This window comes from Candidatus Avedoeria danica, assembly GCA_016703025.1.
Classification (GTDB): Bacteria; Chloroflexota; Anaerolineae; order Epilineales; family Epilineaceae; genus Avedoeria; species Avedoeria danica.
On record JADJCV010000004.1, the window covers coordinates 1,617,378 to 1,632,693 of the forward strand.

The 15,316-nt window shown below is 71.1% G+C and carries 8 protein-coding genes; 3 read left to right on the forward strand and 5 right to left on the reverse strand.

What is annotated here, in order from left to right; genetic code table 11:
- Positions 1-253 precede the first annotated feature (253 nt).
- From polA to IPG72_09895, 3 genes are read left to right on the forward strand one after another with little or no spacing between them, the layout of a single operon-like run.
- A complete protein-coding gene (gene polA / locus IPG72_09885) occupies positions 254-4,144 on the forward strand; it encodes a DNA polymerase I (GenBank protein ID MBK6769293.1) in 3,891 nt (1,296 codons plus the stop codon).
- Positions 4,141-6,084 (forward strand): ABC transporter ATP-binding protein, encoded by a 1,944-nt coding sequence (locus IPG72_09890; protein ID MBK6769294.1) that lies wholly within the window; start codon positions 4,141-4,143, stop codon positions 6,082-6,084. Before polA ends, IPG72_09890 begins: the two co-directional genes overlap by 4 nt.
- A complete protein-coding gene (locus IPG72_09895; GenBank protein ID MBK6769295.1) occupies positions 6,081-8,093 on the forward strand; it encodes an ABC transporter ATP-binding protein in 2,013 nt (670 codons plus the stop codon). The genes IPG72_09890 and IPG72_09895 overlap by 4 nt, the downstream gene beginning before the upstream one ends.
- A gap of 131 nt (positions 8,094-8,224) precedes the next feature.
- On the opposite strand, the gene IPG72_09900 is transcribed toward IPG72_09895, so the two are convergent.
- The 5 genes from IPG72_09900 to recN all read right to left on the reverse strand — a co-directional run bounded on the left by IPG72_09900 (position 8,225) and on the right by recN (position 15,295).
- The gene (locus tag IPG72_09900) at positions 8,225-8,953 is read right to left on the reverse strand and encodes a WD40 repeat domain-containing protein (protein MBK6769296.1); all 729 of its coding nucleotides are present in this window, start codon (positions 8,951-8,953) and stop codon (positions 8,225-8,227) included.
- A gap of 19 nt (positions 8,954-8,972) precedes the next feature.
- The gene (locus tag IPG72_09905; protein MBK6769297.1) at positions 8,973-10,811 is read right to left on the reverse strand and encodes a DMT family transporter; all 1,839 of its coding nucleotides are present in this window, start codon (positions 10,809-10,811) and stop codon (positions 8,973-8,975) included.
- Positions 10,808-12,991 carry a DUF3516 domain-containing protein gene (locus tag IPG72_09910; GenBank protein MBK6769298.1) on the reverse strand — a complete coding sequence of 728 codons (2,184 nt, stop codon included), beginning with the start codon at positions 12,989-12,991 and terminating at the stop codon, positions 10,808-10,810. The genes IPG72_09905 and IPG72_09910 overlap by 4 nt, the downstream gene beginning before the upstream one ends.
- A gap of 140 nt (positions 12,992-13,131) precedes the next feature.
- Entirely contained in the window at positions 13,132-13,329 is a 198-nt protein-coding gene (locus IPG72_09915) for a hypothetical protein (protein MBK6769299.1), read from the reverse strand.
- 241 nt (positions 13,330-13,570) lie between these two features.
- Entirely contained in the window at positions 13,571-15,295 is a 1,725-nt protein-coding gene (gene recN / locus IPG72_09920; GenBank protein ID MBK6769300.1) for a DNA repair protein RecN, read from the reverse strand.
- Positions 15,296-15,316 lie beyond the last annotated feature (21 nt).

Here is a 15,316-nt window from a genome sequence, read left to right on the forward strand (position 1 = left end):
CCCTGGCCTGCCATTCCCATGAACACAGGCCTGCAAACCGTGATCGCGACGAAAAGCATAGGCTATGACGAGAAGCATAGGCTATAACGGGCGGCGGGGCGAAGAGATTCGGGCGAGGGGAGCGGGATGCGGAAGCCGGCGGAGGGAGATGTCGGAGGAAGTCGCAGGGCGAGCGCCCGGCGACGAACCGCCGGGCTACAATGACGCGGCCGGCTGAAGCCGGCTACGGGCTCCGGGCCCGGTCCGCATCGACGTGCGATCGCCGTTGACGCCGACCGTGCCGGACGTCGATCGCCACGACGCCAAGGTGAACAGGATGCTCATCGCGACCTGGAACGTGAACTCGATCAAGGTGCGCGAGGAACGGCTGCTGGCCTGGCTCGCCGCCGCCGAACCCGACGTCGTGTGCCTGCAGGAGCTGAAGGTCGTCGACGAGGCGTTTCCGCTGGCGGCCGTCGAGGCCGCCGGCTACCACGCGGCGATCCATGGCATGCGCGCCTACAACGGCGTCGCGATCCTGTCGCGGACGCCGATCACGGACGTCCGCATCGGCTTGGACGACGGCGTCGACGACCCGCAGGCGCGCCTGATCGCCGGCACCGTGCAGGGTGTGCGCGTGATCTCGGCCTACTTCCCGAACGGCGAGACCGTCGGCAGCGACAAGTGGCGCTACAAGCTGGCCTGGATGGCGCGCCTCGAGCGCTATCTGGCCGCGCACCATGCGCCCGACGAGCTGCTGGCCCTGTGCGGCGACTTCAACGTCGCCCCGGACGACCGCGATGTCGGCAATCCGGCGCGCTGGGCCGACAGCGTGTTGTGTCATGCCGAAGCCCGCGCCGCACTCGCCCGCATCGCCGACAGGGGCCTCGTCGACCTGTTCCGCCGCCACCATCCGGCCGGCGGCATCTGGTCGTGGTGGGACTACCAGGGCCAGGGCTTCGACAAGGACGACGGCCTGCGGATCGACCACGTCTGGACGACGGCGCCCCTCGCCGGCCGGCTGGTCGCGGCGGCCGTCGACCGGTACGAGCGGAGCGGCAAGGGCGCCAGCGACCACGCGCCGCTGTGTGTGGCATTCGACGCGGCAACGGCATACCTGCCGACCGACGCAGCCTACATCACGTCGCGCCCCCCCGTCACCGACGACCTCGCCCGTGAAACGCCCCCCCACGGCTCCGCCACCTCCCCCCGCGTAGGGGCGACGCATGCGTCGCCCTCGTCGGCCCCATCTGCCGCCCCGCCTTCCATGACGCCCACCCCCCGCCCCCGCAAGCTCATCATCATCGACGGCCACAGCCTCGCCTACCGCGCCTTCTACGGCCTCCCGCACGTCGACCGCCACGGCAAGCCGTCGTTCTCGACGGCCGGCGGCACGTACACGAACGCGGTGTACGGCTTCGCGAACATGCTGATCAAGACCTGGATCGACGAGCGGCCGGACTTCCTGGCCGTGGCGTTCGACCTCGGGCGGACGTTCCGCGACGACCTGTTCGCCGAGTACAAGGGCACGCGGATGAAGATGCCCGACGAGCTCGTCCCGCAGATCGACCTGATCCGCGAGCTCGTCGAGGCGTTCGACATCCCGGCGCTCACGGCTGAGGGCTACGAGGCGGACGACATCCTCGGCACCGTGGCCCGCCGCGCCGCCGCCGACGGAATCGACGTCCTCATCGTCACCGGCGACTCGGACTCGTTCCAGCTCATCCGCCCGAACGTGCGCGTGATGTCGCCCGGCCGGCTGTGGAGCGACGTCGCGGTCTGGGACGAAGCGGCCGTCGCGGCGCGCTACGATGGGCTGACGCCGGTGCAGCTGATCGACTTCAAGGCACTCAAGGGCGATGCCAGCGACAACATACCGGGCGTGCGCGGGATCGGCGAGAAGGGCGCCGGGCAGCTGCTGAAGGCGTACGGCACGGTCGAGGGGATCTACGACCATCTCGATGAGGTGACGCCGCCGCGCGCCCAGAACGCCCTCGAAGCCGGCCGCGACATGGCGTTCCTGTCCAAGGACCTCGTGACGATCCGCACGGACGTGCCGCTGGACGTCACGTGGGAGCAGTGCGCCGTCCACAGCTACGACGTCGCCCCCGTCCTCGACCTCTTCGACCGCCTCGAGTTCCGCTCGATCCGCCACCGGCTGCCGCCCGGCGGCGTCGGCGCAGGCGCGACAGGCGACGGCAACGGGGCGGCGGCGGGGGCGTCGGCGACGGGGACCACGGCGGTGGGCGCGGGCCGAAAGACCCCGCGCACGACTTCCACGCGCCCGGCGCAGCTGTCCATGTTCCCGGAAGCCGAAGCGGACGGCACGCCCATCCCGCCCCCCGCCGACATCACCGCCACGACGATCGTCCGCGACCGCGCCGGCCTCGACGCCCTCGTCGCCGCCCTCGTCGCCGCCCCGATCATCGCCTTCGACACCGAGACGACGGCCACCGACCCGCTCGACGCGGCGCTCGTCGGCCTGTCGTTCGCCGTGACCGAAGGTGCGGGCTGGTACGTGCCGGTCGGGCACGCCGAGGGCGAGCAGTTGCCGATGGCCGACGTCCTGGCGGCGCTCAAGGGCGTCCTCGAGGACCCGGCGCGGCCCAAGGTCGGCCACAACGCCAAGTACGATGTCGTCGTCCTCGCGCAGCACGGCATCGACGTGCAGGGCGTGACGTACGACACGATGCTGGCCGAGTTCCTGATCGACCCGGGCGGGCGGATGGGGCTCAAGACGCTGGCCGGCAGCAAGCTGGGCGTGCGGATGACGGAGATCACCGACCTGCTGGGCACCGGCAAGCACCAGATCACGATGGACCACGTCGACATCGCGCACGCCGCGCCGTACGCCGCGGCGGACGCCGACGTCACGTTGCGGCTGATGAACAGGCAGTCGGACGAGCTCGACGAGCTGGGCCTCCGCCCGCTGTTGACCGAGGTCGACGTGCCGCTCGTGCCCGTGCTCGTGGACATGGAGCGCGCCGGCGTGCTCATCGACACCGTGAGGCTGGGCGAGATGGGCGCGCGGCTCGGGTCGCGGCTGCACGAAATCGAGGACGAAGTGCGCGCGGCGGTCGGCGTCGACTTCAACCTCAGCTCGCCGCAGCAGCTCGGCGAGATTCTGTTCAACACCCTCGGCCTGACCGCGCCCGGTGCCCGCAAGACCGCCACGGGGCGCACGTCCGTCGCTGCTGACGTCCTGGAAAGCCTGCGCGGCGCCCACCCGGTCGTCGACCTGGCGCTGGAGCACCGCCAGCTGTCCAAGCTGAAGGGCACGTACCTGGATGCCCTGCCCAAGCTCGTCAAGCCCGCCACCGGCCGCGTGCACACCTCGTTCAACCAAACCGGCGCCGTCAGCGGCCGTTTGGCCTCCACCGACCCCAACCTCCAGAACATCCCGATCCGCACGGCGCTCGGCAAGGAGGTTCGCCAGGCGTTCATCGTGCCGCCCGGTTGGAAGCTGATCGCCGCCGACTACTCGCAGGTCGAGCTCCGGATCACGGCGCACATCACGAAGGACGCCGGGCTCGTGGCGGCGTTCAAGGGCGGCGAGGACATCCACCGCGCGACGGCGGCGACGGTTCTCGGCATCGCGCCGGAGGCCGTGACGTCCGACCAACGCTCGTTCGCCAAACGCGTGAACTTCGGCCTGCTCTACGGCATGGGCGCCCGCAGCCTGGCCGAGCAGGCCGGGATCCCGCTGGCCGAGGCCAAGCAGTTCGTCGACGCCTACTTCACGCGCTTCCCGGGCATCGCGAGCTACATCGCCACGACCAAGCAGCTCGCCAAGGACCAAGGCTACGTGACGACGCTCCTCGGCCGCCGCCGCGCCTTCCCGATCCTGCGCTCGACGACGGCGGACGGCCGGACGCGGATGCTGCAGGCCTCGGCCGAGCGCGAGGCGATCAACCACCCGATCCAGGGCACGGCGGCCGACATCATCAAGATCGCGATGATCCACATCCACGACAAGCTCGAAGCGGAGGGCCTGCAGGGCCGGCTCCTCCTGCAGGTGCACGACGAGCTCGTCCTCGAGGCGCCCGAGGCCGAGGTGCCGCGCGTTGTCGAACTCGTGCGCACGACGATGGAGACCGCCTATCCGCTCGACCCGCCGCTCGTGGTGGAGGTCGGGGTCGGGGACAACTGGGACGATGTGAAATGACGACGGTGACCGATGACGAGCGGGGCGGCCCCCGCCCCGGGCGCGCTGGGCACGCCGACCCTTCCCTCAATGCCGGGGGAGGGGTGAAGAAGACCGCTCGGCCAGGCGGCTTGCGGCGGGCGATCGCCTTTCTCAACCAGCAGCGCAAGATCGCGCTGACGACGTACGCCGCAGTGGCCGTCGCGACGGCGTGCCAGCTGGCGATCCCGCTGCTCGTCCAACAGATCATCGACGTCGTGCGCGCGGCGGACGCGGCGCGGGGCAGCGGCGGCGCCAAGCTCGTCGGCGACGCCGGGCAAGCGACGAAGCAGCTCGTGCACGCCGGCGGACCGGCCGTCGACCTCACACCGCTCTACTGGGCCGTGGGCGGCATCGTCGCCGTCGGGGCGGTGCGGGCACTGTTCGCGTTCGGCCAAGGGTTCCTGGCCGAGGTCGCCAGCCAGAACGTCGCCTTGACGATGCGCAACGACCTGTTCGGCAAGATCCAGCGGCTCTCGTTCAGCTACCACGACCGCAACCAGACCGGCCAACTCATGGTCCGCGCCACGGACGACGTCGAGAAGGTCCGGATGTTCCTCGGCCAGGGCTTCGTCATCGCGCTGCAGGCGCTGCTCATGCTCGTCGGCATCCTGGCCATCCTGTTCAGCATCAACGCCCGCGTGACGTGGGTCGTCGTGCCGATCCTGCCGGTGGCCATCGGGCTGTTCGTCGTGTTCGGCCGGATCGTGCAACCGCTGTTCGGCCAGGTCCAGATGCGCCTTGGGCTGATGAACTCGGTCCTCCAGGAGAACCTGGCCGGCATCCGTGTCGTGCGCGCGTTCGCCCGCGAGGACCGCGAGAAGGCGCGCTTCGAAGCGTCCGCCGAAGCGCTCATGGTCCAGCAGCTGAAGGCCAGCCGCGTGCTGAGCTTCCTCTTCCCGGCCGTCTTCCTCACCGCCAATCTCGGCCAGGCGCTCGTCGTCTGGTTCGGCGGTCTCGAGGTGCAGGCGGGCGGGATGTCGATCGGCGCCTGGAACACGTTCCAGCTCTACCTGATCTACGCCTTCCTGCCGATCGGCCAGCTCGGCTTCATCGTCGCGCTCCTGGCGCAGGCGAACACGTCGGCCGGCCGGATCTTCGAGATTCTGGATACCCAAAACGAGATCATCGACTCTCCCAACGCTCAGCCGCTCGCCGCCGCACTTGGGCGCGTCGCATTCGAGGACGTCACGTTCCGCTACTTCCGAAGCGGCGACGCGATCCTGCGCGGCGTCTCGTTCGAGGCCGCGCCCGGCCAGACCGTGGCGCTCCTCGGGGCCACCGGCAGCGGCAAGTCGACGATCATCAACCTCATCCCGCGCTTCTACGACGCCACCGACGGCGCGGTGACGATCGACGGCCGAGATGTGCGCGACATCACGCTCGAGAGCCTTCGCCGCCAGGTCGGCATCGTCCTCCAGGAAACGACGCTGTTCTCGGGGACGATCCGCGACAACATCGCTTTCGGCCGCCCTGAGGCCACGCTCGAAGACGTCCGCGCCGCCGCGCGAGCCGCGCAGGCCGCCGCGTTCATCGAGGCGCTGCCCGAGGGCTACGACACGCCGGTCGGCGAGCGCGGCACGACGCTCTCCGGCGGCCAGAAACAGCGCATCGCGATCGCGCGCGCGATCCTGATGGACCCGCGGATCCTCATCCTGGACGACGCGACGTCGGCCGTCGACCTGACGACGGAGCTTGCGATCCAGCGCGCGCTCGATGCGCTGATGGAGGGCCGGACGAGCTTCGTCATCGCCCAACGGGTCAGCACGGTCCGACGCGCGGACGTGATCCTCGTGCTGGACAAGGGCACGATCGCCGCCAGGGGGACGCACGCCGAGCTCCTCGAATCGAGCCCGACGTACGTCGAGATCGTCGCCAGCCAGCTCGTCGATGACGCGCAGCACGCGGCGGTGGCCTCGTGATCGGCGGGATGGACGGCGGCCGACGGTTCTTCGACACCGAGGTCCGCAAGCCGACGCACGTCGGCGCGACGCTGCGGCGGCTGGGGCGCTACTTCCGGCCGCACGTAGGTGCGCTGGCGGTCGTCGCCGGGCTCGTCATCGTCCAAAGCGCCACGGTGGCGATCACGCCCGGGCTGATCGGCCAGGCGGTGGACTGCTACTTGGCGGTCGGCAAGGCATCGGCCGCCGCGTGCTGGTGGACGGACAACCCGGGTCAGGACGCGGCGGGGCTCGGGCGGCTCGTCGGTTTGATCGCGCTGCTGTACGTGATCGGCGCGGCCATGGCGGGCGTCATGTTCTACGCGATGAGCCGCGTCGGCCAGCGCGTGCTCGTCAAGGTGCGCACCGAGATCTTCGACCAGATCCACCGCCTGTCGATGAGCTGGCACACGAAGCATGAGGTCGGCGACGTGATGAGCCGTCTGACGAGCGATGCCGATACGCTGCAGCAAGCGGTGAACTTCGCGCTCGTTCAAGTGATCGGCAGCCTGCTGCAGATCGCCCTCCTCACCGTGGCGATGGTGCAGGCGAACGTGGTGTACGCGCTGCTCGCGCTGGCGATGGTGCCGTTCATGTTGCTGGCCACGCGATTCCTGTCCGGCCGCGCCCGCGCCGCGTTCCGCGTCAGCCGGCGCGAGCTCGGGGCGGTCAGCGCCGACCTGCAGGAGAGCATCGCCGGCGTACGCGAGGTCCAGGCGTTCGGCCGCGAGGACGAGAACATCGCCAGCTTCGCCCGGACGAACCAGGCGAACCGCGACGCGAACGTGCGGGCCGTGGCCTACACGGCGGCCCTCGGCCCGACGCTCGAGTTGCTGGGCTGGCTCGCGATCGCGCTCGTCGTCGGCTTCGGCGCGGCGTGGGCCACCCGCGGGACGCCGGTCTTCGGCACGCTGTTCACGGTCGGCCTCGTCGTCGCGTTCATCGGCTACAGTCAGCGGCTGTCGCAGCCGATTCAGAACATCGCCCTGCTCTGGACGAACCTCCAGAACGCGATCGCCGGCGCCGAGCGCATCTTCGGCTTCCTGGACGAGCCGATGGAGATCACGGACGCCCCCGGCGCCGTCGCCCTGCCGCCCGTGCACGGCCGCGTCGTGTTCGACGGCGTGGGCGCCGAGTACACGGCCGGCCGCCCGATCCTTTCCGCGATCGACCTCGTGGCCGAGCCGGGCCAGACCGTGGCGATCGTCGGCCCGACCGGCGCCGGCAAGACGACGCTGATCAACCTGATCCCGCGCTTCTGGGACGTCACCGCCGGGCGCCTGACGATCGACGGCCACGACGTACGGTCCGTGACGCAGGAGAGCCTGCGGTCGCAGATCGGGATGGTCCTCCAGGACACGTTCCTCTTCGCCGCATCCGTCCTGGAGAACATCCGCTACGGCCGCCCCGACGCGACGGACGATGAGGTGAAGGCGGCCGCCGCGCTGGCGCACGTCGACGGCTTCGTCGGCAGCCTGTCCGACGGCTGGGACACCGTCCTGGGCGAGCGCGGCGCCGGCCTGAGCCAAGGCCAGCGCCAGCTGCTGGCCATCGCCCGCGCCGCCCTGTCCGACCCGCGCATCCTCATCCTCGACGAGGCGACGAGCAGCGTCGACACGCGCACGGAGCGCCTGATCCAGGCCGCGCTGGCCAAGCTGCTCGCCGGCCGCACGAGCTTCGTCATCGCCCACCGGCTGTCGACGATCCGGGATGCGGATCAGGTGATCGTGCTCGAGGCAGGCCGCATCGTCGAGCGCGGGACGCACACGACGTTGCTGGCGGAGGGCGGGGCCTATGCGAAGCTGTACGCGAGCCAGTTCGAGGGGGTGGAGGCAGATGCGGTGCCGCCGCCCGCCGAAGACACGCCCACGGCCGGGGACGGCGGGGTCAACGGCAAGATCAGCACCCCCGCCGCCGTTCCGATCGACGTTCAGACCCCGTCGCCGGACCGAGGTGCCTCCAACGGTGGGTCCCACCCAACGTCCGCGTAGGGGGTGGGATGGGCGTGGCGAGGGATCGGGCGATGCGGGCGTAGGAACGACAGGCGGTGCGCGCTGCGGCCGACCCGTGTGGCGAGTTGCAACGCGTCGATCGACGCGTTGCGCCGCACGATCACCCCCCATCACCGCCCCGCCCATACCACCGGCAACCACGCCCGCCTGCCCACGCCGCTGCCCGGCACAACCCCGTACAATCGCAGCCCCCCGCCCTTCGCCTGGATGGCCCCGGCTACAAACCGACGGCCGTCCGGCGAAAATCCTTGCAGGTGGACACCGGCGAGGTGGGCGACGACGAGGCCCCTGTCGAGCGCGATGAGCGACGTCCGCACGTCCGCGTCGCCGTCACACGCGGTGTGGGTGACGGCCAGCAGCGAGCCATCCGGGCTCACGTCGACGCTGTCCACGTTCCGCCTGTTCCATTCGACGAGCGATCGTTTCGACCGTTCGCCGTCCCAGACATCGATCCCCAACGTTTGACACACGCCTGGATGGCTGTGTCGCTCGCCCGCCATGACGACGAGTCCGTGGTTGGAGACGTGGACGATGGCCGGCGGGCCGAACGCCACGGTTGAGATGGGGTGCACGGTCAGCGGAACGCACGTCGGCAATGCGCTCAGATCGGATCTACACATCCATTGGCCGGATGCGAGGCGGCCATCAGCAACGGGCCAGCCGACGAATCGTCCGTTGGGCGACCACCACGTGAGTCCGCCCGTCGTGCCACCCGTGCCCGCCGGCGGCGGTGACGACCAGCGTTCGCCGCCGGTCAGGATGTCGCGGACCACCAATGCGTTCACCCTCCACGTCACGGCACTGACCTCGGCGGTACCGGGCCGCAGGTGCGCCGACACCCCCGCGTCTCGTGCCACCTCACGGTCGGCGAGGAGCGCGCCGGTGGCCACGTCCCATGCCGCGGCGTAGCCCGCGCGGCGCAGCACAGCCAGCTGACGCCCGCCGTCGGCAAATGCGATCTCTCCGCCCGCGCAGCACGATTCGCTCCGCAGCACAGACCCTGTCGCCGCGTCCACGAGGACCAGGCCCGTGTATCCGGTCGTGGCAAGCGTCCGCCCGTCCGGGCTCACCGCCACCCGAGGCCACGTCGTCCTGGAGACGCCGCCCGTCGCCGTCCACCCGATCTCGCCGTCCTGCGTCGAACGCGCGACGAGACGGTCCGCGCCGTAGATGGTGTACATCACCTTCGCGTCGGGTGAAAACGAAACCGCCCCCTCCCACCCCGCGACGGGCGGCACGAGCCGCTTCAGCTCGACGAGATCGAGCGCCGTGCGCGCCGTGATCGCATCGGCCGCCAGCGCCGGCGTCGGGAGCGGGGCGCCCACCACGATCGGGCCGTCCTTCGGCGTCGGGTCGAGCGTCGGCAGGCGCGTCGGCGTTGGCCGGGTGGGGTAGGACGACGGGTCGGCCGTGACGAAGCCGCCGGGCGTTGCCGTCGTCGTCAGCGGCGCGGCCACGCGCAATCGAACGTATCCGGCCGCGTCGGCGGCCGCGGCAAGCGGCGGCGCGTCGCGGCCGGCCAGCGACGGCAGGGTGAGGCACGCGACGAGGGCCGCGACAATCCACGTCGTGCCCCGAGCGTCGTCCCGGAGCGAGATGGGCATGCGGCGCGCGTTCATGGGATGTCGGCTCCGTTGGTAAGGGCGGCGCAGTGGTCGCGCAGGCAACCATGGGGACACCCGATCGCGACGAAACGTTGCGCCCGGTCGCAAGGCGACCCGCCCCGATTGCACCCGCGGGCATGCGGTCTGGTTGTGCGCAGCTACTCTCCCCGCTTCGCCCCCCAATCACCATCGCCCCCACGATCAGCGCCCCCCCCGCCCACCCCAGCGCCCCCATCCGCTCCCCCATCCACCACCAGCTCGCCGCCGCCGCGAACAGCGGCTCGCCCGCGAACACGAGCGCCGTCCGCTCCGGGCTCGTGAACCGCTGCGCCGACGCCTGGACGACGAACGCGACGGCCGTGGCGAGGACGCCCGTGAACCACGCTGCGAACCACACGCCGCCCGGCACGGCCAGCCACGACGCCGCGTCGCCGAGGAGCCGCCCGCCCGGCGCCGCCAACGGCGCGACGAGCCCGCAGACCGCCGCCATCGTCAGGATCTCGACGGTGGCGAGGGCGATGGGATCGGCATCGGGCGCATATCGCCCGAGCGCGACGATCTGGACGGCGAACGCCACGGCACAGCCGAGGATCATCCAGTCGCCGTCGTTCAGCCCGAGCTGCCACGATGTCGCGGGCGCGGCCGCTGCGGCCCCGCCGACCGCGGCCGCCGGCAGCGCCTGCACGCTCAACAGCGCCACGCCGGCGACCGCGACGACCGCGGCCACGACATCGCTCGCCAGCGGCAGGCGGCGCAGCACCGGCCAGTTCAGGAACGGCACGAAGACGACCGCCAGCCCCGTGAAGAACCCGGCCCGCGCCGGCGTCGTCGTCTGCAGGCCGAACACCTGGAGCGTGTAGCCCGCGGTCAGCGCCAGCCCGACGCCGATACCGGCCAGGACGAGCCGCCGCTCCAGCCGCACGAGCCTCCGCCAGCCGATGGCCACGAGCACCGCGCCGGCCATCACGCAGCGCACGGCGTTGAACGTCATCGGCGGCACAACCGCGACGGCATCCTTCACCATGACGAACGTCGCGCCCCAGATGGCGGTGACCGCGAGGAGGGCGAGGTCGGCGCGGAGGCGGGGGGTCATTCGGTGGCAGCCAACCCCGCCGCCACCGTCTGCATATCCAGCGCCCTCGCCGCCTGCTCCGCCTGCACGCGCTCCCACTCGCTGAGCAGGCTCGCGTCCGTCGTCAGGATGAGCGTCCGCAGCGCGACCTCGATGTCGAAGATCGCCTGCGTCTTGTAGACGTCCGGCACGGACCGCGCGAGCGCCCGCCAGACCTCGCCGATGTAGCGAAGCAGCGTGCCCTCGTTGCGCTCGATGCCGTAGCGCCGGACGTAGCCGCCGAAGTCGTCCGCGTGCTCGAGCATGTCGCGGACGATGGACTTGGGGGTCACGTCCTCGTGCTGCACCCAGGGGTGGCTCTTCGCGAACTCTTCGAGCGCCGCCGCCAGGTACTCCGCCATCGGCTGCGGGTAGCTGACGGCCTGGAGTTGGCGATGGCGGTCCTCGTACGGGACGCGCTGCATCTTCAGCCGATCGAGCAGCGCGCGCTTGGCGTGCTCGGCCTGGGCGCGCAGGACGACGACGGGCGGCTCGAGGATCGCCTCGACGAGGCTCAGCACGTCCAGCGGGTAGCGCTTGCCGCGTCCGTCCAGGCCGGCGACGGCGTCCGCCAGGAAGAGCGAGAGCGCGTGGTGGAGCGTGAAGTCCGCCTGGAGGTCCGGATCGACGGCCACGTGCCCGCCGTGCGGGGTGCCGTGGACGGCGATGATCCCCGCCGAGCGCAGGCTCCTAAAGAGCGACGCGGCGCGCTTGAGGTGCCGTTGGCGGCGAGCCAGGCCGTCGTGGCTGCGGCCGATCAGGCCGACGAGCGTCGCGTAGCCGGGGGCCGCGTTCTCGTCGCCCTGGGGCGCCTCGATCCCGCCGTTCAGCGCGTCCAGGAGCATGCCCATCGTGATCCGGAAGCGGGACTGGAGCGGCTCGGGCGGCTGGGCGATCAGGCGCTCGAACGTCTCCGGCGTCCAGAGCACGGCGTCGCGCGGCGGCGGCTTGGGGCGCGACGTGGCCGCCTTGCGCCCGCGGCCGGCGTTCTTGCGAACCATCTGATCCGTCTTGCGCTTGTTGTCGATGACGTGTTGCGGCGCCTGGCAGACCACGGTCCCGCGGTCGTCGAAGCCCTTGCGGCCGGCGCGGCCGGCGATCTGCTTGAAGTCACGCACGCGCAGGATCCGTACCTTCTCGCCGTCATACTTCGAGAGGCCGGTGAAGACGACGGTCCGGATCGGCAGGTTCACGCCGGCGCCGAGCGTGTCCGTGCCGCAGACCACCTTCAGGAGCCCGGCCTGGGCCAGCTGTTCGACGAGCAGGCGGTAGCGCGGCAGGAGACCGGCGTGATGGATGCCGACGCCCTGCCGCAGCAGATGGCGCATCGTCTTGCCGTACGGCGTCGCCAGGTCGGCGTCGGCGAGGACCTCGTTCAGGTGCCGCTTCTCGTCGTTGGAGAGCGCGTCGATGCTCGTCAGTGCCTGTGCCTGCTCGGCGCACTGGCGCTGCGTGAAGTTCACGATGTAGGCCGGCACGAGGTTGGAACGGATGAGGTGGCGGACGGTGATGTCCAGCGTCGTGTCGCGGTAGACGTAGTCCAGAGGGACGGGGCGGAACGACGACGTCACCCATGTGGCCGGCCGCCCGGTGTCCGCTTCGAGGCGCTCGATGAGGGGCTGCATGTCGCCGAGCGTCGCGCTCATCAGCAGGAACTGCGTGTCCGGCAGGCTGACGAGCGGCACCTGCCACGCGGCGCCCCGCTCGTGGTCGTCGTAGTAGTGAAACTCGTCCATCACCACGCACCGCGGCGGTTCGTCCGTCCCGCGCACGCACATGTTCGACAGGATCTCGGCCGTGCAGACGATGACCGGCGCGTCGTGGTTGATGGCCGCGTCGCCGGTCAGCATGCCGACGTCCGCTGCGCCGAAGAGGTGGCACAGCGCGAAGAACTTCTCGTTCACGAGCGCCTTCAGCGGCGCCGTATAGAACGAGCGCTCGCCGTCGCAGAACGCCTTGAACTGCAGCGCCGTGGCGACGAGCGTCTTGCCCGAGCCCGTCGGCGTGTCCAGGATGACGTGGCGACCGGCGAACAGCGCGTCGATCGCCTCGTTCTGGGCCGGGTACAGCGTCAAACCGGTCTCGGCCACCCACTCGCGGAAGCGCGCCGCGATCTCGGCGGGCGTGCCGGGGGCGACGCGGGAGCCCAGCGGGGTGCTCATGGGGGGCTGCCGATCGCGACAACCTGGAAGGCGCCGCGCCCGACAAGCAGCACGCCCCCCGCCCGTTGCCGGGCGAGGGGCGTGTCGTTGGCCTGTGTGGGCACGGCGCCGCAAAGCACCGCGTTCCGGTCAGCGATGACCTAGACCTTCTTCTTGAGGACGGGCAGGCCGTTCTTGGACTCGGCGACCATGTAGCCATCGGGCACGGCATCGAGCGAACCGGTGCTGGCTGCCTTGGCGAAGTAGAACAGGCGCTGCTGCCGGCCGCCACGCAGCGTGACGTCCTTGGCGTGCAGGAAGTAGGTGGTGCCCTTGCTGTTCTGTGTGCTGAAGGCCATTTGGCATCTCTCCTTGGTGATGTCTGCGCCCGCGAGACCGGCCCCGCGGCTTGGCACGCTTTCCTCAGACGAAATGCCTGCGGTCGGCGATACGGTGACCCCTTGAGGTCGCCGATCAGGTGGGGGACGGGGCCGTCGGGCAGGAAGTACGGAAGCGAGTATACCCGTAAAGAGAAACGGGTCAAGACCGGCGCCGCTTTTCAGACTAACGACGTGCGCCTCCGCGGGCGATCCGCACGGGTCACGCGCGCTGCTCGTCCTTCCACGCCGCGGTCGCCGCCAGCAGTTCGGCGGCGTTCAGCCGCCCGGCGTCGGAAGCCGCGCCGAGCATTGCCGTGACCTCGCCCAGGCGATCGGCGTCGGCCAGCCGTTCGACGATCGTCCGGGTGCGCCCGTCCACGGCCGTCTTGCGCACGTGGTGGTGTACGTCGCCGAACACGGCAACCTGCGGCAAGTGGGTCACGCACAGCACCTGGTGGTGCCGCCCGAGCTGCCAGAGCTTGCGCCCGACGACATCGCCGATCCGCCCGCCGATCCCGGCGTCGACCTCGTCGAAGACGAGCGTCGGGACGCGGTCGGCCGATGTGAGAATGCGCTTGAGGGCCAACATGATCCGCGCCGTCTCGCCGCCGGACGCCACGGCCGCGAGCGGCAGGAGCGGCTCGCCCGGGTTCGTGCTCACCTGGAACGCCACGCGGTCGACACCGCGCTCGTCGAACGCAAACGCGCCGTCCGGCGTGGGCGCACCGGCATCGTCCGGCCGCCGCGTCTGGGCGATATCGAACCGACTGCCCGCCATGCCCAGATCCCCGAGCTCGACGACGACGGCGTCCGACAGCCGCTTGCCGGCCGACGTTCGGGCAGCCGACAGCTTGGCGCTGTCCGTGCCGATCTCCACGAGCAGCGCCGCCCGCTCGGCCTCCAGCGCGCCGATCCGCGCCGTGGCGCCGGAGAGGTGCGACAGCTCGTCCGCCGCGCGCTCGGCAAAGGCCAGCACGTCGGCCACCTCCGCCCCGTACTTGCGCTTGAGCGTCCCGATGAGGTCGAGCCGCTCGTCGACGGCCGCCAGCCGCTCCGGGTCCGCCTCGAGTCGATCACGATAGCTGCGCAGCGTGGCGGCCGCGCTGCCGAGGCTCTCGAGCGCGGCCGCCAGCGCCTCGCCGACGTCGGCGACGGACGGGTCGACGCTGCAGATGTCGTCGGCGGCGCGGGCTGCGGAGTCGATGCGATCGAGGGCGCCGGGCGTCTCGTCGTCGCCCTTCAGTGCCTGCCAGGCGCCGTCGGCCAGGGCGCCGAGCCGCTCCGCATTCGCCAGTCGGGCGCGTTCGGCTTTGAGCGCCGCGGCTTCATCGGCATCGAGCGCTGCGGCGCCGATCTCGTCGACCTGGAAGCGAAGCAGGTCGGCGCGGCGCATGAGCGCGGCCTCGTCGGCTTGCAGCGCCGCCAGTTCCTCGCCGGCGGCCCGCCAACGCCGAACGCGGCCCGCCAACCGGGCGCGGTCCGTCTCGATGCCGGCATAGGCATCCAGCAGGTCGATGTGGACGGCCTCGCGCTTCAGCGAGACGTTGTCGCTCTGGCCGTGGACGTCCACGATCAGCGCGCCGAGTTCAGCCAGCGCGCGCACCGGCACGGCCCGGCCGTTGATCCGCCCGGTCGATCGCCCCTCGGCATGCACCTCGCGGGCGACGATGAGGACCGGGTCCTCGTCGACGCCGTAGGCCTCCAGGACGGGCCGCAGCGCATCGGCCCGCGCGCCGGGCTCGAACACGCCCTCGATGAGGGCCCGCTCGGCGCCGGCCCGCACGGAACTGGAATCGGCGCGCTCGCCGAGCAGCAAGCCGAGCGCGCCGACGATGATCGACTTGCCGGCGCCGGTCTCGCCGGTGAGCACGTTGAAGCCCCCTGCCAGGCGGAGGCGCAGGTCATCGATGATCGCGTAGTCGCGGATGGCAAGCTCGACGAGCATGGCTTTGCGGGTCCGAGGCGG

Bases quoted from the DNA above. Each gene is read 5' to 3' on its own strand.
- IPG72_09915 (MBK6769299.1), bottom strand. From the start codon at position 13,329: ATGGCCTTCAGCACACAGAACAGCAAGGGCACCACCTACTTCCTGCAC.
- recN (MBK6769300.1), bottom strand. From the start codon at position 15,295: ATGCTCGTCGAGCTTGCCATCCGCGACTACGCGATCATCGATGACCTG.
- IPG72_09890 (MBK6769294.1), top strand. From the start codon at position 4,141: ATGACGACGGTGACCGATGACGAGCGGGGCGGCCCCCGCCCCGGGCGC.
- IPG72_09910 (MBK6769298.1), bottom strand. From the start codon at position 12,991: ATGAGCACCCCGCTGGGCTCCCGCGTCGCCCCCGGCACGCCCGCCGAG.
- IPG72_09905 (MBK6769297.1), bottom strand. From the start codon at position 10,811: ATGACCCCCCGCCTCCGCGCCGACCTCGCCCTCCTCGCGGTCACCGCC.